At 63.2% G+C, this 25,052-nt stretch carries 22 protein-coding genes; 7 read left to right on the top strand and 15 right to left on the bottom strand.

Going from position 1 to position 25,052, the window contains the following annotated elements:
• Window positions 1-33: 33 nt before the first annotated feature.
• Together qcrA and qcrB are read left to right on the top strand one after the other, a co-directional pair.
• The gene (qcrA, locus tag ACLKOZ_RS07205) at window positions 34-1,104 is read left to right on the top strand and encodes a cytochrome bc1 complex Rieske iron-sulfur subunit (RefSeq protein WP_436473914.1); all 1,071 of its coding nucleotides are present in this window, start codon (window positions 34-36) and stop codon (window positions 1,102-1,104) included.
• Window positions 1,082-2,758 carry a cytochrome bc1 complex cytochrome b subunit gene (qcrB, locus tag ACLKOZ_RS07200; RefSeq protein WP_436473912.1) on the top strand — a complete coding sequence of 559 codons (1,677 nt, stop codon included), beginning with the start codon at window positions 1,082-1,084 and terminating at the stop codon, window positions 2,756-2,758. The genes qcrA and qcrB overlap by 23 nt, the downstream gene beginning before the upstream one ends.
• A gap of 87 nt (window positions 2,759-2,845) precedes the next feature.
• Here the strand turns inward: qcrB and ACLKOZ_RS07195 are convergent, their stop codons facing one another.
• Window positions 2,846-3,637 carry a GntR family transcriptional regulator gene (locus ACLKOZ_RS07195; RefSeq protein WP_376048694.1) on the bottom strand — a complete coding sequence of 264 codons (792 nt, stop codon included), beginning with the start codon at window positions 3,635-3,637 and terminating at the stop codon, window positions 2,846-2,848.
• A 173-nt stretch (window positions 3,638-3,810) separates the two neighbouring features.
• On the opposite strand from ACLKOZ_RS07195, the gene ACLKOZ_RS07190 reads away from it, so the two are divergent.
• On the top strand, window positions 3,811-4,104 hold the full coding sequence (locus ACLKOZ_RS07190) for an HPr family phosphocarrier protein (protein WP_337348232.1): 294 nt from the start codon (window positions 3,811-3,813) through the stop codon (window positions 4,102-4,104).
• A gap of 155 nt (window positions 4,105-4,259) precedes the next feature.
• On the opposite strand, the gene ACLKOZ_RS07185 is transcribed toward ACLKOZ_RS07190, so the two are convergent.
• The 5 genes from ACLKOZ_RS07185 to ACLKOZ_RS07165 form a co-directional block, all read right to left on the bottom strand.
• Window positions 4,260-4,661, bottom strand: a complete 402-nt coding sequence (locus ACLKOZ_RS07185; RefSeq protein ID WP_436473909.1) for a cytochrome c oxidase subunit 4 — start codon at window positions 4,659-4,661, stop codon at window positions 4,260-4,262.
• The gene (ctaD, locus tag ACLKOZ_RS07180) at window positions 4,658-6,385 is read right to left on the bottom strand and encodes an aa3-type cytochrome oxidase subunit I (RefSeq protein ID WP_337351191.1); all 1,728 of its coding nucleotides are present in this window, start codon (window positions 6,383-6,385) and stop codon (window positions 4,658-4,660) included. The genes ACLKOZ_RS07185 and ctaD overlap by 4 nt, the downstream gene beginning before the upstream one ends.
• Window positions 6,386-6,395: 10 nt before the next feature.
• Window positions 6,396-7,268, bottom strand: coding sequence for an aa3-type cytochrome oxidase subunit II (gene ctaC / locus ACLKOZ_RS07175; RefSeq protein ID WP_436473907.1), 873 nt, complete (start codon window positions 7,266-7,268; stop codon window positions 6,396-6,398).
• Between the two features lie 184 nt (window positions 7,269-7,452).
• Window positions 7,453-7,842: a HesB/IscA family protein gene (locus ACLKOZ_RS07170; protein ID WP_066291471.1), complete on the bottom strand. Its 390-nt coding sequence runs from the start codon at window positions 7,840-7,842 to the stop codon at window positions 7,453-7,455.
• A gap of 207 nt (window positions 7,843-8,049) precedes the next feature.
• Window positions 8,050-9,480: a dipeptidase gene (locus tag ACLKOZ_RS07165; protein WP_436473905.1), complete on the bottom strand. Its 1,431-nt coding sequence runs from the start codon at window positions 9,478-9,480 to the stop codon at window positions 8,050-8,052.
• Window positions 9,481-9,646: 166 nt separating this feature from the next.
• On the opposite strand from ACLKOZ_RS07165, the gene ACLKOZ_RS07160 reads away from it, so the two are divergent.
• Window positions 9,647-10,249 carry a DUF3043 domain-containing protein gene (locus ACLKOZ_RS07160; protein WP_436473904.1) on the top strand — a complete coding sequence of 201 codons (603 nt, stop codon included), beginning with the start codon at window positions 9,647-9,649 and terminating at the stop codon, window positions 10,247-10,249.
• An 87-nt stretch (window positions 10,250-10,336) separates the two neighbouring features.
• Here ACLKOZ_RS07160 and ACLKOZ_RS07155 read toward each other — a convergent pair whose 3' ends face one another.
• Entirely contained in the window at window positions 10,337-11,407 is a 1,071-nt protein-coding gene (locus tag ACLKOZ_RS07155) for a quinone-dependent dihydroorotate dehydrogenase (protein WP_436473902.1), read from the bottom strand.
• Between the two features lie 125 nt (window positions 11,408-11,532).
• Here ACLKOZ_RS07155 and ACLKOZ_RS07150 point away from each other — a divergent pair, with 125 nt between their 5' ends.
• The gene (locus ACLKOZ_RS07150) at window positions 11,533-12,537 is read left to right on the top strand and encodes an alpha/beta hydrolase (RefSeq protein ID WP_436473900.1); all 1,005 of its coding nucleotides are present in this window, start codon (window positions 11,533-11,535) and stop codon (window positions 12,535-12,537) included.
• On the opposite strand, the gene ACLKOZ_RS07145 is transcribed toward ACLKOZ_RS07150, so the two are convergent.
• From ACLKOZ_RS07145 to leuA, 3 genes are all read right to left on the bottom strand, one after another.
• Window positions 12,525-13,370, bottom strand: a complete 846-nt coding sequence (locus tag ACLKOZ_RS07145) for an isoprenyl transferase (protein WP_337351187.1) — start codon at window positions 13,368-13,370, stop codon at window positions 12,525-12,527. The two genes, ACLKOZ_RS07150 and ACLKOZ_RS07145, sit on opposite strands and share 13 nt — an antisense overlap.
• Window positions 13,371-13,372: 2 nt before the next feature.
• Complete coding sequence (recO, locus tag ACLKOZ_RS07140) at window positions 13,373-14,125, bottom strand: DNA repair protein RecO (protein ID WP_436473898.1); 753 nt, start codon at window positions 14,123-14,125, stop codon at window positions 13,373-13,375.
• An 88-nt stretch (window positions 14,126-14,213) separates the two neighbouring features.
• Window positions 14,214-15,953, bottom strand: coding sequence for a 2-isopropylmalate synthase (gene leuA / locus ACLKOZ_RS07135; RefSeq protein ID WP_436473896.1), 1,740 nt, complete (start codon window positions 15,951-15,953; stop codon window positions 14,214-14,216).
• A 253-nt stretch (window positions 15,954-16,206) separates the two neighbouring features.
• Here leuA and ACLKOZ_RS07130 point away from each other — a divergent pair, with 253 nt between their 5' ends.
• Window positions 16,207-18,159: a M13 family metallopeptidase gene (locus ACLKOZ_RS07130; RefSeq protein WP_436473894.1), complete on the top strand. Its 1,953-nt coding sequence runs from the start codon at window positions 16,207-16,209 to the stop codon at window positions 18,157-18,159.
• Window positions 18,160-18,226: 67 nt separating this feature from the next.
• On the opposite strand, the gene ACLKOZ_RS07125 is transcribed toward ACLKOZ_RS07130, so the two are convergent.
• From ACLKOZ_RS07125 to ACLKOZ_RS07105, 5 genes are all read right to left on the bottom strand, one after another.
• Window positions 18,227-19,687 carry an LCP family protein gene (locus tag ACLKOZ_RS07125; protein WP_436474261.1) on the bottom strand — a complete coding sequence of 487 codons (1,461 nt, stop codon included), beginning with the start codon at window positions 19,685-19,687 and terminating at the stop codon, window positions 18,227-18,229.
• Window positions 19,688-19,909: 222 nt separating this feature from the next.
• Complete coding sequence (era, locus tag ACLKOZ_RS07120; protein ID WP_337348546.1) at window positions 19,910-20,869, bottom strand: GTPase Era; 960 nt, start codon at window positions 20,867-20,869, stop codon at window positions 19,910-19,912.
• The gene (locus ACLKOZ_RS07115; protein WP_436473892.1) at window positions 20,853-22,184 is read right to left on the bottom strand and encodes a hemolysin family protein; all 1,332 of its coding nucleotides are present in this window, start codon (window positions 22,182-22,184) and stop codon (window positions 20,853-20,855) included. The genes era and ACLKOZ_RS07115 overlap by 17 nt, the downstream gene beginning before the upstream one ends.
• The gene (gene ybeY, locus ACLKOZ_RS07110; RefSeq protein ID WP_337348548.1) at window positions 22,181-22,654 is read right to left on the bottom strand and encodes an rRNA maturation RNase YbeY; all 474 of its coding nucleotides are present in this window, start codon (window positions 22,652-22,654) and stop codon (window positions 22,181-22,183) included. Before ybeY ends, ACLKOZ_RS07115 begins: the two co-directional genes overlap by 4 nt.
• Window positions 22,651-23,736 (bottom strand): PhoH family protein, encoded by a 1,086-nt coding sequence (locus ACLKOZ_RS07105; RefSeq protein ID WP_376048665.1) that lies wholly within the window; start codon window positions 23,734-23,736, stop codon window positions 22,651-22,653. The genes ybeY and ACLKOZ_RS07105 overlap by 4 nt, the downstream gene beginning before the upstream one ends.
• Before the next feature lie 390 nt (window positions 23,737-24,126).
• Between ACLKOZ_RS07105 and ACLKOZ_RS07100 the strand changes: the two genes are divergently transcribed.
• The gene (locus ACLKOZ_RS07100; protein WP_436474259.1) at window positions 24,127-25,047 is read left to right on the top strand and encodes a GerMN domain-containing protein; all 921 of its coding nucleotides are present in this window, start codon (window positions 24,127-24,129) and stop codon (window positions 25,045-25,047) included.
• Window positions 25,048-25,052: the final 5 nt, after the last annotated feature.

The following is a 25,052-nucleotide window of genomic DNA, read 5'->3' as shown; positions in this document are numbered from 1 at the left end:
ATAAGCCGGGACGAGAGAAGGATGAGGCGAATTATGGGCAACCATAGTGACGGCAGTCCGAACCACTCGGGCACCGTAGCTACGGCTGGTCAGAATGAGGTGGAGAAGTTCCAGGATCCTGGGCTTCCTCCGCACCGTTTGCGCCTGGCTGACACGGACCCGAAGGCCGCCAAGCGTGCAGAACGGCAGGTCGCGCTACTTTTTGGCACCTCCGTTGTCGGCACACTGATCTTCCTGGTGGCATATTTCGCCATCGACCTGGGTGAAGGCGCCGATATCGCCACCATCCGGCTACAGAACGCCCTGCTCGGCGTGGGCACCGCCTTCGCCATGCTTGGCATCGGTACGGGCATCGTGCACTGGGCGAAGGCCCTGATGCCTGACCACGAAGTCTCCGAGGAACGCCACGCGATCCGCACAGAGGACGACCGCCAGGCCGCAGTCCGCATCGTCGACGACATCGTTGACGAGACGGGCATCAAGCGCCGCCCGCTGATCCGCAACACCCTCCTGGGAGCTGTCGCACTGGCACCGCTGCCCGCCCTGGCCATCTTCGGCGACCTGGGCCCGCGCCCGGATAAGGTGCTGTCGCACACCATGTGGGCACCCGTGGAAGGCAAACTCAAGCGCCTTACCCGCGATCCTGACGGCACCCCAATCAAGGCTTCCGATGTCACCCTTGGCTCGGCCTTCCACGTTATTCCGGAAGGGCTCAACGAGCTCCATGAGGGAAAGCTCAACGAAAAGGCCAAGGCCGTTGTGCTCCTCATGCGCCTCGACCCCGCGTCGCTGAACCCGTCACCGGGCCGCGAAGACTGGGGCTACAACGGAATCGTTGCGTATTCCAAGATCTGCACCCACGTTGGCTGCCCCGTTGCTCTCTACGAGCAGCAGACGCACCACCTGCTGTGCCCGTGCCACCAGTCCACCTTTGACCTCACGAATGAGTGCAAAGTGATCTTTGGCCCCGCCAGCCGGCCACTCCCCCAGCTGCCGATCGCAGTTGATGACGAGGGCTACCTGGTCGCTACCAGCGACTTCAAAGAACCTGTTGGACCGAGTTACTGGGAGCGTGATGAGCATGAGCGCATCATCAACAGCTAAAGCCCCCGCCTTCGTCGCCACGACTAAAGCCGGACGCATCACCGATTTCGTGGATGCACGTGTGGGAGGCTCTGGAATCCTGCGGGAATTCGGACGCAAGGTCTTCCCCGACCACTGGTCGTTTATGTTCGGCGAGGTGGCGCTGTATTCCTTCGTCATCCTCTTGCTGTCGGGCACGTTCCTGACGTTCTTCTTCGATCCGTCCATGGCGGAAACGCACTACGACGGCTCGTACATTCCGCTGCAGAACGTCGAAATGTCCGTAGCGTACAGCTCATCGCTGGACATCTCCTTTGATGTTCGCGGCGGCTTGTTCATGCGCCAGGTCCACCACTGGGCAGCCCTGCTCTTCGTGGCGTCCATCGCAGTCCACATGCTGCGTGTCTTCTTCACCGGTGCTTTCCGCAAACCCCGTGAAATGAACTGGGTTGTCGGCGGCGTCCTGCTGATCCTGGCCATGGCAGCCGGCTTCACGGGCTACTCCCTCCCCGATGACCTGCTCTCCGGCAACGGCCTGCGCATCATCGACGGCGTCATCAAGTCCATCCCGGTGATCGGTACGTACACGTCGTTCTTCCTCTTCGGCGGCGAGTTCCCCGGCACTGCCGTGATCGGCCGCCTCTACATGCTGCACATCCTGCTGGTGCCTGCCCTCATCCTGCTGATGATCGTGCTGCACCTCTTTATGGTGGTTGTGCACAAGCACACCCAGTACCCCGGTCCGGGCCGCAACGACGGCAACGTCGTCGGTTACCCCCTGGGTCCTGTCTACGCGGCGAAGGCCGGTGGCTTCTTCTTCATCGTCTTCGGCGTCGTCGCCCTCATGGCGGCCTTCTTCACGATCAACCCGATCTGGAACTACGGCCCGTACGACCCCTCACCGGTGTCCGCGGGTACCCAGCCCGACTGGTACATCGGCTTCGTTGACGGCGCACTGCGACTGATGCCCGGCGTGATCGGCGATTTCCACTTCGAGTACGTCATCTTCGGCTACACGCTGACGCTGAACGTCCTGCTGCCGGCCCTGGTGCCGGCTGGCATCCTGTTCACAGTGATGTTCATGTACCCGTGGATCGAAAGCTGGATCACCAAGGACAACCGCGAACACCACGTACTGGACCGTCCGCGAAACGCCCCCACCCGCACCGCCATTGGCGTGGCAGGCTTCGTTTGGTACTGCGTGATGTGGGCAGCGGCAGGTTCGGACCTCATCGCCACGCACTTCCATGTGTCGCTGAACGATGTCACCTACTGGCTCCGCGCGCTGTTCTTCATCGGCCCCATCATCGCGTTCATTGTTGCAAAGCGCGTTGCACTGGCCCTTCAGCGCAAGGACCGCGAAATTGCACTCCACGGCCGCGAAACCGGCCGCATCGTGCGCCTCCCGCACGGTGAGTTCATTGAGGTGCACGCTCCCCTCGATGAATACAAGCGCTACAAGCTGGTCGGCTTCGAGTCGCCGGTGCCGCTGCCTGCAGTCCCCAACGACCACGGCATCGTCACCCGCAAGGAAAAGCAGCGTGCGTTCCTGTCCAGGTGGTTCTTCGAGGACCGGGTAGCCCCGGCCACCCCCGCAGAGCTGGAGGCCGCCCACGGCCACCATGCCCGCCCTGCAGTGGAAGCTGCCGAGGAAAGCAAGAGCCTCAGCCACTAAGGGACACCTTCGGTGTCAACGAGAAAGGCCCGGTCCGTTTGGACCGGGCCTTTGTCGTAGATCCCTGTTTCGTTCGGGCCGCCGCGACTAGGTGTTGCGGTAACCGGAGCCGTGATGCCTGGCAGGCCTGGCCCCCGGGCGCTGCAACGGTACCCAAAGCTTGTAACGGTCTGCCCTGTAGTAGGACACCGAATAGTCCACCATGGAACGGGCAACGAAGGCATGGCGCTGGATCTTGAGCAGCGGTGCACCGACATCGACGTTGAGGAGGCGTGCGGTAGACGGTGATGCGGCGGTAGCTTCGATCATGTCCTCCCCCCACTCCATCACCAGACCAAACTGTTCACTGAGGACGTTGTACAGCGACGTTGGCGGTTCGCCGTCCAGCAACCCGGGAACGCGGTGGGCCGGGATGAAGTTTTCGTCTACGCTCATGGGCTCACCGTCGGCAAGCAGGAGCCGGCGGAACCGGACGAGGGGCGTGCCCTCATCGAGCTGGAGTTCGCGGGCCAGGAAGGCGCTGGCGCCAATCTGTTCGAAACTGAGGACCTTGGCCGCGGGAACCATCCCGCGACGCTGCATCTCCTCGCTGTAGGAGGTCAGCTTCACCTGCAGGTCGAGCTTGGGCTTCCGCACAAAGGTGCCAAGTCCGACCACGCGTTCGATGACTTCTTCACCCACCAGGGCATCGATGGCCTGGCGTACAGTCATCCGTGCCAGCCCGAAGCGCTCCGCAAGATCCCGTTCCGACGGCAGCGCAGATCCGGGCGGACAGGAGTCCGCTATGTACTGCCTGAGAATTTCACGGAGTTGGACGTAGATTGCGGTCCCACTGCTGCGATCAATTTCACCGGCAACGGCGGCCGCGCTAGCAGCCATGATGCAGGTTCCCTGCTTGTCTCTTCACCCCTCAATCTTAAGTCAAACGCCGGCAGGTCTAGACCAGCGGCGATCCTCTATGCTTCGGTTTGGGCGCAGCCGCATGCGGACGGCTATATTGGACAGGAAATTTGTCGTCAGACGGAGGGGGCCGTCAGGGAAAAGGAGTTGCGTTGCCAGTTCACAAGGCAGTGGTTTCGGCATCGATCGGGCTGCACGCCCGTCCCGCCGCAGTGTTCGTCCGGGCAGTAACGGATACGGGACTGCCCGTCACCATCCGCAAGGCCGGTATCGAAAGCGTTGACGCCCGCTCGCTGCTGGAAGTAATGACCGCGGACTTCCACCACGGCTGCGAGGTTGAGCTGAGCATCAATGAATCGGCTGTGGACGCCTCTCATGGCCTTCTCGCCGCCGACGCAGCCCTCCAGGCCCTCGTGGAACTCTTAGAGTCGCAGGGGGCTCAGTAAGGGCCGTGCAGCCCGCGCCGAGGCAGCGCGGCGCTCCTGGCGGCTCAGTGGCGCCGCCCCTCCCCCAACGACTTAACGCATAACGACGGCGGGCCCCACCTTAAAAGGTGGGGCCCGCCGTCGTTATTGAGCCTTTGCTGCGAGTCGGGGAGGACCTAGTGTGCGTGGTCTCCGCGGCTGTACTCGTAGACCCAGCCAACGAGCGCTACCAGAGCAAGTCCGGCCGCGACGTACGTAATCCAGAAACCAATGGCCAAGCCAAGGAACCCGCCCGCGCAGGCAAGGCCGAGTACCAGGGGCCACCAGCTCCAGGGGCTGAAGTGCCCCTGCTCGCCGGCACCCTCGTGGATCTCGGCGTCGTTGCGGTCCTCAGGACGCATGCCGATCCGCTTGCCGGTGAAGCCCAGGTAGCCGCCGATCATTCCGGCGAGCCCGCCCACCAGCAGGATGCCCAGCGTGCCGACCCATTCATGCCAGTTGGTCAGGAAACCGTAAACCAGGGAGACCGGCACGAAGAAGAAGACTCCGGCTCCAAAAATCCATGATTCGATCTTCACTTGGCAGTGTCCTTCTGGTCGGCGTTACCGAGCACCGCTGCAGCCGCAGACGGGGACTCGACGGTGTGGATTTGCGCCAGCTCGGGGTGGTGCAGGTCCAATGCGGGACGTTCCGAGCGGATCCGCGGCAAGGACGTGAAGTTGTGGCGCGGCGGCGGGCACGAGGTAGCCCACTCCAGCGAAGCTCCGAAGCCCCACGGGTCATCCACCTCAACACGCTCCGAGCTGCGCCAGGTGATGTAGACGTTCCAGAAGAACGGAATCAGCGAGGCGCCCAGGACGAAGGAGGAGATGGTGGAGAACTGGTTCATCCAGGTGAAGTTGTCCTCCACGAGGTAGTCAGCGTAACGACGGGGCATGCCCTCGACGCCGAGCCAGTGCTGGATCAGGAAGGTTCCGTGGAAGCCGAGGAACAGGAGCCAGAAGTGGATCTTGCCGAGCCGCTCGTTGAGCATCTTGCCAGTCCACTTGGGCCACCAGAAGTAGAAGCCGGCGAACATCGCGAACACCACGGTGCCGAAGACGACGTAGTGGAAGTGCGCCACCACGAAGTAGGAATCAGAGACGTGGAAGTCCAACGGCGGCGAGGCCAGGATGATGCCGGTCAGGCCACCGAAAAGGAAGGTGATCAGGAAGCCAATGCTCCACAGCATCGGGGTTTCGAACGTGATAGACCCCCGCCACATGGTGCCGATCCAGTTGAAGAACTTCACTCCGGTGGGCACCGCGATCAGCATGGTCATGAAGGCGAAGAACGGCAGGAGCACCGAACCGGTCACGTACATGTGGTGCGCCCACACAGTCACGGACAGGGCGGCGATGGCGATCGTAGCGTAGACCAGGCCCTTGTAGCCGAAGATCGGTTTCCGGCTGAAGACCGGGAAAATCTCGGAGACGATGCCGAAGAACGGCAGGGCGATGATGTACACCTCGGGGTGGCCGAAGAACCAGAAGAGGTGCTGCCACAGGACGGCGCCGCCGTTCTCAGGATCGAAGATGTGGGCGCCGAACCGGCGGTCCGCACCGAGGGCGAACAGAGCCGCGGCGAGCGGCGGGAAGGCCATGAGAACCAGGATGGCCGTGACCAGCGTGTTCCAGGTGAAGATCGGCATCCGCCACATCGTCATGCCCGGGGCGCGCATGCAGATGATGGTGGTGATGAAGTTGACCGCACCGAGGATGGTGCCGAAACCGGACAGCGCCAAACCGAAGACCCAGAGGTCACCGCCGATACCCGGGCTGAACGTGGTGTTCGACAGTGGTGCGTAGGCGAACCAGCCGAAGGATGCAGCACCCTGCGGGGTGATGAAGCCCGAGACGGCGATAGTGGAGCCGAACAGGAAGAACCAGAAAGCCAGTGCGTTCAGCCGCGGGAACGCGACGTCAGGTGCACCGATCTGCAGGGGCATGATGACGTTGGCGAAGCCGGCGAACAGCGGGGTGGCGAACATCAGCAGCATCACGGTGCCGTGCATCGTGAACAGCTGGTTGTACTGCTCCTTGGTCTGCAGGATCTGCATGCCGGGCTCGAACAGCTCGGCGCGGATCAGCAGGGCCATGACGCCGCCGAGGCAGAAGAACACGAAAGAGGCGATCAGGTACATGTACCCGATGGTCTTGTGGTCTGTAGAGGTGATCCAGTTGACGACGATGCGTCCCTTGGATTTAGGAACCACGGGAGCGGTGAGCACTCCGGTGGGTGCGGATTGAGTGTATGTAGCCACGTCGCTCCCCTTACTTAATTTCGTTCAGGTTCGGGTTGCGGTCGTACTCTTCGCCGAGGAGACCCGTGTTGCCAGCATCGCGCAGTTCATCCATGTGGGCCGCGAATTCGGCCTCGGATACTACCTTCACGCGGAACAGCATTTCGGAGTGGTACTCGCCACAGAGTTCGGCGCACTTGCCGTCGTACGTGCCCTCTTTGGTGGGGGTGAACCTGATGTAGTTGGTCTTGCCCGGGATCATGTCGCGCTTCTGCAGGAAGGCGGGAACCCAGAACGAGTGGATGACATCGCGGGAGTTCAGTTCCAGGTCCACGGACTTGCCAACGGGCAGGTACAGCGTGGGGAGCTTCTCTTTATCGATGGTGTCGCCGGTGAGGTGTGCCTGCACCCCGGCCTCATAGACGTCGTCTTCGACGACGTCGCCGGCCTTGTAGTTGAAGTCCCAGGCCCACTGCTTGCCGCGGACGTCCACAACGACGTCGGCGGGCTGTGAGCGGTCATCGATGGCCTGCTGGTCGCGGTCGGTGAAGTAGAAGAACACCAAGACCATGAACAGCGGGATGGTCAGGTAGAAGACCTCAAGCGGCAGGTTGAAGCTGATCTGCTTCGGGAAGCCCTTGGTCCCCTTGCGGCGGCGGTAGGCAACCAGGCACCAGACGATCAAACCCCAAGTAATGATGCCTACAACAAGTGCGGCGATCCATGAGTTGACCCAGAGGTCCATGATCCGGTCAGTGTGATTGGTGGTGCCACGCTCGGTGGGCAGCCACCCCTTCTCTACCTCTGGCGAACATCCAGTCAAAACCAACGCGCCGGCAAGTGCCAAGCCTGAGATCGAAGTGATCGTTTTGCGTCGGCTGCCGGTTCGGTTCTGCGAACTCACAGACGGCCCTTCCTACTTGTTGCTGTTACCCGGCAACGTTGGCTGCCCGGGCACACTAAAAGTTTTACTACTCGGTGTAGAGCTTACCGCTCCGCCGGGCGTTTCGCCCACATGTCGGCACAGTGCGGCCGTGCCGTTTCGGGCACGGCCGCACGAGGTGCCGCCATCGGGCGAAAAGTCCGGGTCAGTGGAACGAATCCCCGCAGGCGCAGGAGCCGCCGGCGTTGGGGTTGTCGATGGTGAAGCCCTGCTTCGAAATGGTGTCCTCAAAGTCAATGCTGGCGCCGCTGAGGTAGGGCACGCTCATCTTGTCGACGACGACTTCAACGCCGTCGTAGTCGCGGACGGCGTCGCCATCGAGCAGGCGCTCGTCAAAGTAAAGCTGGTAAATGAGTCCCGAGCAGCCGCCCGGCTGGACAGCGACGCGGAGGCGGAGATCGGTCCGGCCCTCCTGTTCGAGGAGGCTGCGTACCTTGCCTGCGGCGACGTCAGTCAGCTTGACCTCGTGGGCGGCCAGTTCATCGCTGGCAGCGCTGGTGGTTTCGGTGCTGTTCTCATTGGTTGCGGTGCTCATTGGCCTACCTTCTTAGGACGGTCCTCGGCGGCCCCGCATCAGCGGTGCCTGCCCCTACGGAAACGGTATGGGCTATAGCTACATGCTACGTCGGTCAGACGTATAGCTCTAACTCCTGACGTAACCATGGGAGGCTGATTGTTGTTCCCGGGGCGTGGCTCGCACCCCCCGACGGCGGCAGTGGACTCCGCGGCCGCCGTCGAAAGTTCAGTCCAGCCCGTCGGCATTCAGGCGGGCAAGCAGCAGCGCCTCCGCCACGATGGCATTCCGGAAATCCTCCAGGTGGAGGGATTCGTTGGCGCTGTGCGCCCTGGAATCCGGGTCCTCCACGCCGGTGACGAGGATCTGCACGTCTGGGTACAGCTCGGTCAGGTCTGCGATGAAGGGAATGGAACCACCGATTCCCATTTCCACGGCAGGCACACCCCAGGCTTCGCGCAGTGCCCAGAGTGCCAGGGAGGCTGCTTTGGAGGACGTGTCAGTCAGGAACGAACTACCGCTCTCCCCCGGCGTAAACGCGACCTTCGCGCCAAACGGCACGTTGGCCTCGACGTGCCGACGCACGGCGTCCATCGCGTCGGCGGGAACCTGCCCCGGCGCGATCCGGAGGCTGAACTTAGCCCTTGCTCGCGGCAACAGCGTATTCGATGCCATTTCCACGGCAGGGGCATCAAATCCGATGATGGACAGCGCAGGCTTGGTCCACAGCCGCGAGGCGATGCTGCCGGAACCCGCCAATTGGACACCCTCCAGCACCGAGGCGTCCGCCCGGTATTCGGCTTCTGTGAGGTCCACGGCCACGTCGTCACGGGACACCAGGCCGTCGATGGCCACGTTGCCCTCTTCATCGTGGAAGGTGGCAATGAGGCGTGCCAGCAGCGTAGGAGCGTCCAGGACGGGGCCGCCGAACATCCCCGAGTGCACTGCGTGCTCCAGCACCTGGACTTCGATGGTGCCGTCCACCAGTCCGCGCAGGCTGGTGGTCAGGGCAGGAACGCCCACTTTCCAGTTGCTTGAGTCAGCCACCACGATCACGTCGGCGCGAAGCAGTTCCCGGTGGGCTTCGAGGAAGGACCGGAAGGTCGGTGATCCCGCCTCCTCTTCGCCCTCGAAAAAGAACGTCACGCCCAGGCCAAGATCGTCCGCGAGGACTTTAGAGACGGCCGAGTAGGCTGCCACGTGCGCCATGATTCCCGCTTTGTCGTCGGCAGCGCCGCGGCCATAGAGCCTGCCGTCCTTTTCGACCGCGGCAAACGGCTCCGTCTCCCACAACGCCGGATCTCCAGGTGGCTGAACGTCATGGTGGGCGTACAGGAGGATGGTCGGCTTGCCGTTCGAGGCCTCGCGGCGGGCGACGACAGCGGGCCCGCCCGGAGTCCCGTCTTCCTTGTCGCACCGGAGGATCCGGACGTCTTCCACGCCCGACCGCGTCAACAGATCCGCCACGGCCTGGGCGCTGCGGTCCAGGGGTTCGGGGTCGAAACTTGGCCAGGCGATGCCGGGAATGGACACCAGTTCCTTAAGTTGGGCCACGGTGGCCCCAAACGCCTGGTCTATAAAACGGCGGAGTTCCTCGGCGTGGATGGTGCCTGCAGGACTGCCGGAGTTGTGCGGGGTCGCCGCTGTGGGAGAAGTCATGGCAAAACCCTACCTGCGCCGGGCAAGGCGTGGGCCACACCACAACCCGAAGCTGTTACGCACTTTCGGCGACGGCGGGCACAAAGATATGGGACTGCCCGCGCGTGACGCCGGACCCCCGCCGTCACGGGGCCGGAGGCACCCCGCCGCAGGGTATTCTGTTGGGGTGTTCGGACGTAAAAAGGAAGCGCCCTCGGCGCAGGAAATCATAGACCAGCAGGCCGCGGAAGCAGCCGCCCGGCAGGACGCCGCGGCAGGCAAAGGTGTGCCCACTCCCAAGCGCAAAGCGCAGGAAGCAGCCCGCAAACGCCCGCTGGTGCCGGAGGACCGCAAGGCCTCCAAGGCGGCTGAACGCCAGGCAATCCAGGACCAGCGGCTGAAGATGAGGCAGGCACTGGACACCGGTGACGAAAGGTTCCTGCCGCTGCGGGACAAGGGCCCGCAGAAGCGCTTCGCCCGCGACTACGTCGATGCCCGCTTCAGCCTGGGCGAGTACTTGATGTTCGGCGCACTGGTTTTTGTCATCATTTCGCTGCTGGTGCCGTCCACCAGTGATCAGATGATTTACGTCCTGGGCGGTTTCTGGGTGATGTTCCTGGCCGTTTTCGTGGACGTCTTTGTCCTGTCCCGCAAGCTCCGTAAGCGGCTGGCCGCGAAATTCGGCGAGGTGGAGCGGGGCGTTGTCTGGTACGGCTCCATGCGGTCGCTGCAATTCCGCAAACTGCGTTTGCCCAAGCCGCTCGTCAAGCGCGGCGAATACCCCTCCTGAACTTTCCGGCCTGTGCACACGCGTCGGCCCTGAGCTACGGAAAACCCCGGCGGTGATACCGCCGGGGTTTTTTGTCTCTGCGGAGCCTCAGGCCCGGCGGTTCTTCGCGAGCTGCCGGTTGATCCGCGCCGCCCAGAAGGGCCCTTCATAAAGGAAGGCTGTGTAGCCCTGGACGAGGGTGGCACCGGCATCCAGGCGGTCCTGGACATCCTGGGCATTCTCAACGCCGCCAACGGCCACCAGTGTGAGGGCACCTCCCGTGGCTTCCCTCAGCCGGCGAAGCACTTCGAGCGAACGCTGCTTAAGTGGGGCGCCGGACAGGCCACCGGCACCGCATTTTTCAACACTCTCGGGCGGCGAGCTAAGCCCGGAGCGTCCGATGGTGGTGTTAGTGGCAATGATGCCGTCCAGTCCAAGGTCAAGCGCCAGGCGTGCGACGTCGTCGATATCTTCGTCGCTGAGGTCAGGCGCAATTTTGACCAGCAAGGGAACGTGCCGGCCTGCAGCCCTGTCAGCTTCCTCCCCCACCGCTGTCAGCAGCGGGCGAAGGCTGTCAACGTCCTGCAGCAGCCGCAGCCCCGGGGTATTGGGCGAACTGACGTTGACTACCAAGTAGTCGGCAGCGGGCGCGAGGCTCCGGGCACTGACCAGATAGTCCGCGACGGCGTCCTCGAGTTCAACGACCTTGCTCTTGCCGATATTTACGCCGATGACGGGACGGACGCCGGGGTGCCTGCGCTGAAGCGCGGCACGCGCAGTCTTCAGCCGTGGCTCAACGGTGGCAGCGCCGTCGTTATTGAAGCCCATTCTGTTGATGACCGCCCGGTCCTGGACCAACCTGAAAAGGCGGGGCTTCGGATTGCCCGGCTGCGCCTGGCCGGTGATGGTTCCTACTTCCACATGCCCAAAGCCCAGTTCGGTGAGCGCCTCTATTCCGTGGCCTTCCTTGTCAAAGCCCGCCGCGAGGCCAAACGGCGAGGGGAAGGTAATCCCGAAGGCCGTGGTCTGCAGCGACGGCGACGGTGCAGTGAACTTCTGCAGGATCCTGCCGGCACCGGAGGAATGCGCAAGCCGGATGCCTTTGAATCCGATCTTGTGGGCGCGTTCGGCGTCCATCCATGAAAAGGCCAGCTTGAAGAATGTGGGATATACGCGCATGCCTCTAGTTTTCCGTCTGCGACGGCACAGACCAAACCGGAACCGCCATACCGGCCAATACGCGGCGGCTGGGTGCCGGCGCAAGCGGCTACTCATGAGTAGGGACGCGGGACTAGCATAATTCCATGATCTGGCACCCGGATATCCTTGGTGACGACTTTGAAGCGTGCAGCTTCGAGGCGGCCGGTGATGACGGTGTGGCGCGCACCGCGACGCTCGTGAGGCACCGCCCGGCTGGTGCACCGATCGCAAAGGCTTCCAGCCGCCGTCGGGCAGTGCTCTTCCTGCACGGCTGGAGTGACTACTTTTTCAATGTGGACCTCGCCCGGTTCTGGACAGAGCGAGGCTACGAATTCTTTGCCCTGGACATGCACAACCATGGCCGGAGCCTGCGCCCGGATGCCCCCGGCGGCTATGTGGCAAACCTCGCGGACTACGACGCGGAGATCAGCAAGGCAATCGGCATCATCAGCGGCGATGGGCCGGAGCCGGAGCTCACCATGATGGGGCATTCCACCGGCGGACTGGTTGCCGCGCTGTGGGTGAGCGACCACCCTGGGGCCGCCTCGCATCTGATCCTCAACAGCCCATGGCTGGAAATGCATGGCAATTCGTTGGTCCGCCGTGCCGCCTCCACCATGGTTGGACCCATGGCCCGCTTCCGGCCCGAGGCCATATTGCGCCTTCCCGAACGGGGCTTCTACTGGCGCACGATCAGCAGTTCGGCTGAAGGCGAGTGGGCCCTGGACGACCGGTACCGGCCGCCGATGGCATTCCCGTTGCGTGCCGGTTGGCTAAGCGCCGTCCTTGCCGGGCACGCGAGGGTGGCGCGGGGCCTGGGCATTGAGATCCCCATCCTTGTCCTCCTTTCGGGAGGAAGCGCGAATGGGCCCTTCTGGACGGAAGAAATGCGGCGCACAGACGCCGTCCTCGACGTTAACATCATTGCCCTGCGGGCATTGACGTTGGGGCGCACAGTAACGGTGGAACGGATCGACGGCGCCCTGCACGATGTCTTCCTCTCGCCGGCCCGGGTCCGCGCCGATGCGTACGCCCGGCTGGAGCGATGGTTGCGCGGTTACGCCGGGGCAAGCTCCAATGACACCGCTCGGGATTCCTACCCGGGCTGACCCTTTGCAGCGCTGCCCGGCGACGCGGCATCCACCGCACCACCGTAGCGCCGGTCCCGCTGGGCGTAGATTTCGACGGCGTCCCAGAGGGTCCGCCGGTCCACATCAGGCCACAGCGTGTCCATAAAGACAAACTCGGCGTACGCAGACTGCCACAGCAGGAAGTTGGACAACCGCTGCTCCCCCGAACTCCGCAGGAACAAGTCCACGTCCGGCAGGTCCGGTTCGTCGAGATACTTCTGGATCGTCTTCTCGGTGATGGCGCCAGGCTTGAGCCGTCCCGCCGCCACCTCGGCGGCAATCGCCGATACGGCATCGGTGATCTCGGCGCGTCCGCCGTAATTAACACACATGTTCAACGTGCACGTGCTGTTGCCGGCGGTGTATTCCTCCGCCTCTTCCAGCTCTCGAATGACCGAACCCCACAGCCTGGGCCGGCGTCCCGACCAGCGGACCCGCACGCCCCAGGCGTCCAACTGGTTCCGCTGGCGTCGTAGCACATCCTTGTTAAAACCCATCAGGAACCGGACCTCTTCGGGCGAGCGGCGCCAGTTCTCGGTGGAGAAGGCGTAGACACTCACATACTCGATGCCGAGTTCGATGGCACCTGCCATGACATCCAGCAACGCTGGCTCCCCCGCTTTGTGCCCCTCAATCCGGGGCAGTCCGCGCTGGTTGGCCCAGCGGCCGTTGCCGTCCATCACGATAGCCACGTGCCGGGGAATGAATTCGGCAGGGATCGACGGCGCCACCGCACCTGAGGGGTGCGGGTACGGTGCTACCACGGGGGTAGTCCGCTTTCGGGACGGGCTGTTCTTTCTTCCCAAGGCCACAGTCAGCTACGCTCCACATGTTTGAGTGATTTCACGACACGTTCCAAGTGCCATTGCAGGTAGGCCGCTACCAGTCCGGCAGCTTCCCGTCGATGAGCGGGCAGCGATCCATCCGCCGTCGGCCAATCCCCTGTCAGCAGGGCACCCAGCAGTACAACGGTTTCCGCTGCCGGCGCGGGAGAGCCGGGCGGGCGGCAGTTGCCGCACACCATCCCGCCTACGGGGGCCGAAAACGCCGTGTGCGGTCCAGGGGCGCCGCAGCGGGCACAATCCGTAAAGCTGGGAGCCCAGCCGCCGGTGGCTAGAGCCCGCAGAAGGTAGGAATCCAGAATCAGCCCGGCGGAGTGTTCATCCCGGCTCAGCGATGCCAGCGCCCCTACGAGCAGGTTGTACTGGGCCGTCCCCGCTTCGCCGTCGACGTCGGTAAGCTTTTCGGCGGTTTCCGTCATGGCCGCGGCCACCGTGTAGCGGCCATAGTCCGCTGCGATACTTCCGCCGTAGGCGCCCTTGGCGACGGCCTGGGTGACGATGTCCAGCGTTTTCCCGGACACGAGCTGGAGGTCGGCCACCATGAACGGTTCAAGTCTGGCGCCGAAACGGCTGCTGGTCCGTCGCACACCTTTGGCGACGGCCCGGATCTGCCCGTGGTGTTTGGTCAGCAGCGTGATGATGCGGTCGGCCTCGCCCAGCTTGTGGGTGCGGAGCACCACGGCGTCATCCCGGTAGGACCGGGCAGCGAAGGATTGTTGGACCACGCTTAATCTTCCCATTGTCTGGCGAAATGCCGCCCATTGGGACGGGCAGGCGTTGCGCGCCGGGTGCCGGCGCGCAACGCGTTCCGGGTCAGGCGCGGGCGTCCCTGATGGCGCGGTTGACGGCGGAGATGACTGCCTTGAGAGAGGACATGCTGGTGTTGGCATCGATGCCGATTCCCCACAGGACCCGCTCCCCCACTGCACACTCGACGTAGGCTGCGGCCATGGCGCTGCCGCCTTCGGACAAGGCGTGCTCGCTGTAGTCGAGGACCCTGACGTCCACGCCATCCTGGCCGAGGATGTCCAGCAGTGCGGCGATGGGGCCGTTGCCGGTCCCGGTCCGGCTGACCTGGCTGCCGTCGATGCCGAGGGACGCGTGCAGCGTCATGCCGCCGTTCTCGTCAGTTTCGGTGCGGACAGTGCCAAGGGAATAGCGCCCCCACTGCCCTTCGGATTCACTCGCAGGCAAGTATTCGTCCTGGAAGACCTGCCACAGCTGGGCTCCGCTGACCTCGCCCCCCACGGTGTCGGTGCGCTTCTGGATCACTCCGGAGAATTCGATCTGGGCGCGGCGCGGCAGGTCCAGGCTGTGCTCGTTCTTGAGCAGGTAGGCCACGCCGCCTTTGCCGGACTGGGAGTTGACCCTGATGACGGCTTCGTAGCTGCGGCCCAGGTCCTTGGGATCCACCGGCAGGTACGGGACCTGCCACGTGAAGTCGGCTACGTCCTTGCCTGCGGCGGCAGCGTCCCGCTCCAGCGCTTCGAAGCCCTTCTTGATGGCGTCCTGGTGCGAGCCTGAGAACGCGGTGAAGACCAGGTCCCCGCCGTACGGGGAACGTTCGGCCACGGGCAGCTGGTTGCAGTACTCCACGGTGCGCCGGACGTCGTCGATGTCCGAGAAGTCGATCATCGGGTCAATGCCCTGGACGAAGAGGTTCAGCCCCAGCGTCACCAGGTCGACGTTGCCGGTCCGTTCGCCGTTGCCGAAGAGGCAGCCTTCAATCCTGTCAGCACCGGCCATGTAGCCCAGCTCAGCGGCAGCGACGCCGGTGCCGCGGTCGTTGTGCGGGTGCAGGGACAGGATGATGCCCTCGCGTGGGTGCAGGTGCCGGCTCATCCATTCGATGGAATCGGCGTAGATGTTAGGAGTGGCCATTTCGACCGTGGCCGGCAGGTTAATGATGACCTGGCTGTCTGCGGAAGCTTCAAAAACATCGGCGACGGCGTTGCACACGCGGACCGCATACTCCAGTTCCGTGCCGGTGAACGATTCCGGGGAGTATTCGTACGTCACGTGCGTATCGACGAGCGTTTCCTCGTACTTCTTGCACAACCGGGCGCCCTGGAGTGCGATGTCCAGGATTCCGTCTTCGTCCTGGTTGAACACCACGCGGCGCTGCAGGACGGACGTGGAGTTGTAGAGGTGGACGATGGCCTGCTTGGCGCCTACCAGGGACTCGTACGTCCGCTCGATCAGGTGTTCACGGGCCTGGGTCAGGACCTGGATCGTGACGTCGTCGGGGATGTGGTTGCCCTCGATGAGCTGGCGGACGAAGTCAAAGTCGGTCTGGGACGCTGACGGGAACCCGACCTCGATCTCCTTGTAGCCCATGCGGACCAGCAGGTCGAACATCTTCATTTTGCGGGCGGGGCTCATCGGGTCAATCAGGGCCTGGTTGCCGTCGCGCAGGTCCACTGCGCACCAGCGCGGTGCCTTGGTGATGATTTTGTCCGGCCACGTGCGGTCCGGCAGTTCAACCGTGATTTGTTCGTGGAACGGGCGGTACCGGTGGGCGGGCATTCCAGAGGGCTTCTGTGCGTTTCGCATTACTATCGGGGCCTTTTCTATGGTTCTTATCTGAAAGGTGGCCGGGCAACACAAACTCCGCGACGAGGGTGGGCCTTGCGCTAGATCGCGTCTGAGGCCTCGCCGCGGCAGATAAGAAGAAGGAGTTCTGCGCGCACCTTTTGAGGGTAGCACGCGTGCGTAAGATGAGAGTGCACCACCGTCCTTATCGTCCAGCATGCAGACGCTGCGCCAGTGCCGGCACCGGCACGGACCGTCGCACGAAGGAGCTTACGTGCCCATCTCGGGGATCGATCTGTCCAACTTTGACCACAGCGTCCGGCCGCAGGATGACCTGTACCAGCACGTGAACGGGTCCTGGCTCAAGTCCACCGAAATTCCTGATGACCGCCCACTGGAAGGAACATTCACTGCCCTGCGGGACGGAGCAGAGATCGCAGTCCGCGACATCATTGAGGAAGCCGCCGGCAAGGGCGAAACAGCCAGCGGCATTGAACGGAAGGTCGGGGACCTCTACAACAGCTTCATGGACGAAGCAACGGTGGAGGCAAAGGGCATGGAACCTATCCGCGACCGGCTGGCCCAAGTGTTCGCCACCAGCACGGCGGCGGATCTCGTGGCACTGGCCGGCAGGCTGTTTCGCGCCGATGTCTCAGGGCTTTTCTACATCTACCCCGCCCCGGATGCCGGGAACCCGGACCGAATCCTGCTGTACACCGGCCAAGGCGGCCTCGGATTGCCGGATGAGTCCTACTACCGCGAAGAGAAGTTCGCTCCGATGGTCTCGGCATACAGTGAGCACGTCCGCACGATGTTCACCCTTGCAGGCATCGACAACCCCGGGGACGCCGCCGCCCGGGTGGTAGCGCTGGAAACCCGGCTGGCTTCGCACCACTGGGACAACGTCACCCTTCGCGACCCGCAGAAGACGTACAACCTGAAGACCGCAGAGGAGGCCGCCGGACTGTTCCCCCTGCTGGGGACCTGGTTCGACGCCGCCGGAATCGATGCCGACAAACGGCAGGAAATTGTTGTCAGCACACCGGACTTCTTTACCGGGGCCAGCGGACTGATCGAGTCGGAGCCCCTCGCGGTGTGGCAGGAATGGCTCGCGATGCGGGTTATCGGTGCGGCCGCACCCTATCTTTCCCAAGCCTTCGTGGATGCCAACTTCGCGTTCTACGGAACCACCATCAGCGGCACGCCACGGAACAAGGACCGCTGGAAGCGGGGTGTCGGCGTCGTCGAGGCAGCCCTCGGTGAAGCCGTAGGCCAGATCTATGTCTCCCGGCACTTCCCTGAGACGCACAAGGCACGGATGCAGACCCTGGTGGCCAACCTCATCGAGGCCTACCGGCAAAGCATCACAGGCCTTGACTGGATGGGCGAGGACACCAAAGCCGAAGCGCTGCGGAAGCTCGCCGCGTTCCGCGCGAAGATAGGCTACCCGGACAAGTGGATTGACTACTCTGCGGTGGAGATCGATCCGAAGGATCTGTTGGGGAACATTGAGCGGGCCCACAATGCCGACGTCGACCGCCATCTCGATGAGGTAGGCAAGCCCGTGGACCTGAACAAGTGGCTGATGACCCCACAGACGGTCAATGCCTACTACCACCCGATGCTGAACGAGATCGTCTTCCCGGCAGCCATTCTCCAGCCGCCGTTCTTTACCGCGGACGCCGATGACGCCGTCAATTACGGTGGCATCGGGGCTGTCATCGGCCACGAGATCGGCCACGGTTTTGACGATCAGGGATCCCAGTTCGACGGCGGCGGCGCGCTGCGCAACTGGTGGACAGAGGAGGACCGAAAGGCGTTTGAGGAGCTAACGGCCAAGCTCGTAGCCCAGTACGATGCGTTGTCCCCATATGCCGCGCCCGGCCACAACGTTAATGGCAGGCTGACGCTTGGCGAAAACATCGGCGACCTCGGCGGTTTGACCATCGCCTACAAGGCCTACCTCATCAGCCTTGACGGCAAGGAACCGGAAGTCCTGGACGGGCTGACCGGACAGCAGCGCTTCTTCGCCTCATGGGCTGCCGGGTGGCGGCAAGTCATCAGGTCGGAGGAGGCCATCCGGAGGCTGGCCACCGATCCCCACTCCCCCAACGAGTTCCGGACCAATGCCATCGCCAAGAACCTGGATGCCTTCCATGATGCCTTTGGCGTGACCGAAGCGGACGGCATGTGGATGCCGCCCAAGGACCGCGTCAGTATCTGGTAACCACCCCTGAGCAAAGGCGGGCCTGCACGTCAGTGCGGCCCGCCTTTGCTTGTTTTTGAAGCGTCCGTCAGCCGGAGACGATGAGTTCCGGATTGGCCTGCTGGCAGACGGCGTCGCCAGCAGTCTGGTTCACGATGTCCTCAGGCAGGGCAACGGCCCCGTACGTGGCGCCGCTGGTGAAGTCGGTTCCAAGGTAAACCTCCACACCCACCAGGGCCGGGGCGGGCAGGATCTGTCCAGCAGGAATCCCAAGCAGCGCAGCCACGTCCGTGGCCACGTCCTCGAAGCCAGGTCCGTAGTACACCACAGACTGTGCCACTGCCTGGGCTTCGAGTTGTCCGGTCTGGGTGAAGCCGCCTGAGACCAGCGCCTGGACAATCTCCTGCGCGCGCCCGGGAACGCCGGTGCCGTTTGCCACCGTCACGGGCTGGAGTGTTTTGTCGTAGGGCGGCAGCGGCGTCGTCGTTTCTGTCGGTGCCGCAGTGGGCGGAGCGGTTGCCGTGTCAGTGGGTGATGGCGACGGCGTGGTGGGCGCCGTGGGATCGGTGAGGTCCACGTCCTTGCGGAGGGCCGAGAACAACTGGGCGCCTGCCGGCTCAGCGATCTCCAACCGGTTCACGTCCAGCCGCGCGGCGGTAGTAGGTACGGCCACGAAGGCGACCTTGCTGATGTCAATGTCCTTGAGCCGGTTCCCGATGGTGAGCAGTGACGGCACAGATGCCAGTCCCTCGTCCACGGTCAGGTTCTGCGTGACCACGTCAGCGATGCGAAGCATCTTGGAAGGATCGGACAGGGTGCCTTCGTCTTTGATCTTGCGCGTCAGGGAGGAGAGGAAGCCCTGCTGCGCCTTGATGCGCCCGAGGTCCCCGCCGTCGGCGAAAGCATGCCGGGTGCGCAGGAAGGCGAGGGCCATTTCGCCTTCCACAGAGGATGTGCCCTTTGGGAGCCGGAGGCGTGAATCCGGATCGTAGACGGCGTCACTAATACAGACTTCAACACCGCCCACGGTGTTGGAGAGTTCCTTGACGGCGTTGAAGTCCGCCATCATGAAGTGGTCGACTTCGAGCCCGGTGAGCTTGTTGACGGTGTCAACGGCACAGCCTATGCCCGCTTGGGCCATGGCCTCATTAATCATGACTCCGCTGCGGGCCGGGTAGACCTGGTTCGTCTTCTGGTCCTTGCACTGGGGAATGTCCACCAGCAGGTCACGGGGGAAACTGATGACATTGACGCGCTTGTTGTCGGCGGAAATGTCCATCAGCATCATCACGTCGGATTGTCCATACCCGCTGGAGTCCTCGGCCGTGCCGTATTCGGAGTTCTTGCCGTCCCTGGTGTCAGAGCCGAGGATCAGGATTTGCATCCGGTCGTTGGAGTCGCTGACAGGCTGGGCGGTGCCGTCCCCTGCGGTGAGCGGTGCTTTGGAGATGTTTGACTGCAGGCGGAAGTACCAGTAGCCGGCGAAAGCCAGGCCGCCTACCACCACAACGGTGACGAGCGCGGTGGCTACTTTCAGCCATACCGGCATCCCGCGCTCTGGCCCAAGGTGGCGGGCGGCGCCCACCGCGGCATCTTCCGCGTGACGGGAAACTGGTCCTGATCCGGCTGACAGATCAGCTCCGTACTCGCGCTTGTCGCGGCCTCGCACCACAGGATGTACCTTCCTCTAAAAATCTGAATCCGGCCCATTTTAGTAGTCCAGGCTGGGAAAAAGCCGGGTGCCGCCGTCGGGGCACCGGCCAAGACGTTCTCAGAAGCCTAGCTTGACCAGCTGTTTGGGGTCGCGCTGCCAGTCCTTGGCTACCTTCACATGGAGGTCAAGGTAGATCCGGGTGCCCAGCAGGGCCTCGATTCCCTTTCGGGCATTCGTGCCCACTTCGCGGAGCCTGCTGCCTCCCTTGCCGATAATGATTGCCTTCTGGGAGGGCCGTTCCACATAGAGGTTGACCCGCACGTCGAGCAGTTGGTTGTCCTCTGCCCGTCCTTCGCGGGGTACGATCTCGTCCACGACCACCGCCAGGGAGTGGGGCAGCTCATCGCGGACTCCCTCCAGGGCGGCCTCGCGAATCAGCTCAGCCACCATTACGGCTTCGGGCTCATCGGTAAGTTCGCCGCCGGGATACAGCGGAGGCGACGGCGGCATGTGGCTGATGAGCACATCGGCCACAGTTTCGACCTGGAAACCGTCAGCGGCTGAGACCGGAACGATGTCCTTCCAGCCTTCGTCCCCGAAGACCTCACGGCCGAGGGCGGCGACGGCGAGGAGCTGTTCCGTCAGCGCCTGGCGATCAACCAGGTCCGCTTTGGTGACGATGGCGATGACCGGCTTGTTGCCCACTGCGGCCAGCTGGGCAGCGATGTACTTGTCGCCGGGACCGATCTTTTCGTTGGCCGGGAGGCAGAACCCGATGGCGTCCACTTCGGCCAGGGTGTCTGCCACAAGATCGTTAAGGCGTTTACCCAGCAGCGTGCGGGGACGGTGCAGCCCGGGGGTATCCACCAGGATCAGCTGGGCGTCGTCACGGTGGACGATCCCGCGGATCGTGTGCCGCGTGGTCTGGGGCTTGGCCGAGGTGATGGCCACCTTCTTGCCCACCAACGCGTTGGTCAGCGTCGATTTGCCGGCGTTCGGGCGCCCCACCAGGACCGAAAAGCCGGCGCGGAAGCCACCGAAATCTTCATTGGAAGGGGCTTTACTTTTCTTGCTCACGTGGAACTCCCTGCTGGGTTGTTTCCGCCTCGTCGAGGAGGTCTTCAAGGTCAGTGTCTACTTTTGGTACGGCTGCCGCAACGATGTGGCTGACGCGGTTGCGGCGGCCTTCAAGCCGGTCGGCGCGCAGCGAGATGCCGCCCACCTCGACTGTGCTTCCCACGATCGGCACCCGGCCGAGGGCTTTTGCCAGCAGCCCGCCAACGGTGTCCACTTCGTCGTCGTCGAGTTCAATATCAAAAAGCTCACCGAGGTCATCGATGCTCATGCGGGAGCTGACCCGGTAGGAGCCATCATCCAGTGCCACGGCTTCGGCACTTTCGGTGTCGTATTCGTCCACGATTTCCCCGACGATCTCCTCGATGAGATCTTCCAGCGTGACCAGGCCCGCCGTGCCACCGTATTCGTCGATGACGATGGCCACGTGCGTGGATTCTTTCTGTAGCTCCCGAAGCAGGTCGCTGACCGGCTTGGACTCCGGAACGTACCGCACCTCACGGGCCAGGGACTCGACAGGCGGCGGTTCCTCGTCCGGCGCCAGTTCGTGCAGGGTGGCTGCGACGTCCTTCAGGTAGACGATTCCCAGGATCTGGTCCGTATTGTCCTGGATCACCGGAATCCTGGAATAGCCGGAGCGCAGGAACAAGGACATTGCCCGCCTGAGGCTGGACCCGGCGTCGATGCTGAGGATGTCAGTCCGGGGAACCATCACGGCGCGCACCAGGGTGTCGCCAAAGTCGAAGACGGACTGGATCATCTCCGCCTCGGTGTCCTCAATCATGTCCGATTCACTGGCCCGGTCCACAAGCTCGCGGAATTCCTGTTCGCTGAAAAAAGCCTCGTCCCCGCCGGGCGCACCGGGCGCCGCAGCACTGCCCAGTGCCACCAGCCATGCCGGAATGGGACCAAGGACCCAGGTGAGGAACCGGATCAGCGGGGCCGTGAACCTCACGACAGCTGCCGAATGGAGCCGTCCGAGTTGCCGGGGAGAGACGCCAACGATCACGAAACCGAGCAGGGCCATGATGCCCGTGGCTGCCAGCCCGGCGAGCCAGACGTTGTCCAGCAGGCTGTGCAGCAGGACGGCCACGGCCACGGCCGAGGCCATCTCGAACCAGATCCGCCAAAACCTCAGCGCGCGGATGTGCGCCACCGGGTGGGCCATGATGCTTTTCATGGCGTTTCCGCGGCTCCTGAGGAGAGCCTCTTCGGCGTCGTGCCGTGGAAGGAAATTGAACGCAGCCTCAGCCGCGGTCAGGATGGCGGCAATGCTGAGGAAAGCCAGGGCCATGCCAACAAGGAGCAGGGGCGTCACTGCGTGGTCTCGGCGGGAGCTTCTTTGCCGGTGAAGCCGGACAGCAGTTCACGCTGGAGCCCAAACATTTCAGCTTTTTCTTCGGGCTCTGCGTGGTCGTACCCCAAGAGGTGGAGGATACCGTGGGTGGTCAGCAGGAGCATCTCATCCTGGAGGGAGTGGCCCGCATTCTTCGCCTGGACTTTGGCAACCTGCGGGCAGACTGCAATGTCACCCAGCATTCCCTGCGGAGTGGGCCGGTCCGGAGTTCCAGGAGTCAGTTCATCCATGGGGACAGAGAGCACGTCTGTGGAACCGGGCTCGTCCATCAATTCAAGATGAAGTTTTTCCATCGCTGGTTCATCCACCAGGAGAATGGACAGTTCAGCCTGGGGGTGGATATAAAGCTGGCCAAAGATGTACCTGGACAGCGCAACCAGCTCCGCCTCGTCCACTTGGATACCGGATTCGTTGTTCACTTCAATGCTCATGCCCGCTCCCCCTGCTTTTCACGGCTCACCGAGTGCTTCACCCGGTTCCGTTGGACATCGTCCCAGACGCTGTACGCCTGCACAATGTCACCGACAAGGCGATGGCGTACGACGTCCGTCGCATCCAGGACGGAGAAATTGATGTCCTCGATACCGCGCAGGATCTCCTCCACGATCCGCAATCCGGAACGCGTCCCAAACGGCAGGTCCACCTGGGTGACGTCCCCGGTCACCACCATTTTGGAACCAAAGCCGAGCCTGGTCAGGAACATCTTCATCTGTTCGGGTGTGGTGTTCTGCGCTTCATCAAGGATGATGAACGCATCGTTGAGGGTACGTCCGCGCATATAGGCCAAGGGTGCCACTTCGATGGTGCCTGCGGCCATCAGCCGCGGGATGGACTCCGGGTCCATCATGTCGTGCAGCGCGTCGTAGAGGGGACGGAGGTAGGGGTCGATTTTGTCGCTGAGCGTGCCGGGCAGGAAACCAAGCCGCTCCCCCGCTTCGACGGCCGGCCTGGTGAGGATAATGCGGCTGACTTCCTTCTGCTGAAGCGCCTGGACGGCCTTCGCCATGGCGAGGTAAGTCTTGCCGGTTCCGGCAGGACCGATGCCGAAAATCACTGTGTTGGCGTCGATCGCGTCTACGTAGTTTTTCTGGTTCAGCGTTTTGGGCCGGATGGTCCTGCCCCGGCTGGAAAGAATGTCATGGGTCAGGACATCGACCGGGTTCTGCAGGGACTGGCTCCGCAGCAGCGCCACCAGTTGCTGCAGCACTGCGGGGCTGATCACCGTGCCACGGGCTACCAGGCCCCGGACCTCCTGTAGCAGCCGCATGATCCTGGGGACATCGGCCGCCGGGCCGCTGATGGACAGTTCGTTGCCCCGCACATGGAAATTGACGGCGGGAAACTGTTCTTCGATGAAACGCAACGCCTCATCGTGGCTACCGAGCGACTGGACCATCTGATCGGAGTTATCAAAGACAACCACCTCCGTCCGGATGCCGGGAAGGGTGTGGGGAAATTCTCCTGCGGTGCGCTCAGTGTTCAGCCGGCGCTTTCCGTTAGCTGATTCAGTCATGATGCTGGCCCGCAGGCCTATGGTCCCCTCCAGTTCAAGTACGTAATCCCGCAGACCGCCGTGGCGTGTGGTCCCGCCCGTCGGAGGTCTCCGGATTCATACCATCTTACGCCAGCGCGCCGCTGTCAGCGGCTGGGGGCAGCCTTCCGCCGGTGCCGGAACGGCCCATGACGGCGGGAAGTTGCCGTCATTAGGTATCAACTTCATATCGGCCTCATATCGTTCCCGTTGCAGTTGTACCGGGCAGCCGTCTTGCGCCACCGAGGCGACTTTCCTTATGCAATGCTGGAAATTCAAGGCCGTCCGGGGACCGGCTGCATCATCGCTGCCAGGAAGGATAGTGCCATCACCGTGCCGGGACCAGAAACGCCCCTTGCCTTGGGTGCTGCCCTGGGGCGCATCCGCTCCACCGCCCTGCTGAGCCTCCTGCCTGCCGTCCTGATCCTCACGGGCTGCATCGCCGAGCCAGGGCCGGAGCCCACTGTGGTGCAGAATTCAAGCCAGGGCACCGAAAACACCTCGCCAGGGGTGCCGGCTACCAGCGCTCCGCTCGAGACCACACAGTCATCGAACAAGGCGCCCGTCTATTGGATCGGCCGCAGCAACAGCAACGTTTTCCTGTACCGCGAGTTCAGGGACGTGCCCGAACAGGAAAACCCGGTTACAAGGGCGCTGCGGGCCATGATGTCTGACAAACCGCTGGACCCGGACTTCTTTACCCCATGGCAGAACCCCAAGAAACTGGCCACGTCCATCTCGGGTAAAAACGTCATCACAGTGGACGTCTCGGAGGATGCCTTCAACAGCAACCTCGACGCCGACATGGCCGGCCGCGCCATCCAGCAGCTCGTCTATACGGCCACGGCGGCCGGGGCGAGTTCCGGGCTCATTGACTCCGGCCAGCAGATCCAGGTGATGATCCTCGTCGACGGCCACACGGACTATCTTGCTTTTGACCACGTGCGCCTCGGCACGCTCATGTCCCGGAGCCCGGGCATGGTGGCGCCGGTCTGGATTATCGATCCGCAGGAGAACGTGGAAGTCGCCGACGGCAGCGTGAAGATTACTGGCCGCAACATCCTGGCGGGTGGCAAGCTCCGCTGGCGGATCCTGCGCGAGGAAGACAACGGCGACAAGACGCCGTACTTGACCGGGGAAACCACGGCCGCGACCGAGGCCGCCCAGTCCGGAGTTTTTACCTTGGCCTTAACCCTCACGCCCGGCAACTACGAGCTTCGCGTCGCTCAGGCGGACACCTCAGGAAACGACCAGGAGCTGAACGTTGATACGCGCAGCTTCAGCGTGCGCTAGCTCGA

The organism is Arthrobacter sp. R4 (assembly GCF_051365025.1).
Classification (GTDB): domain Bacteria; phylum Actinomycetota; class Actinomycetes; order Actinomycetales; family Micrococcaceae; genus Arthrobacter.
This window is presented reverse-complemented; position numbering and strand designations above follow the sequence as displayed.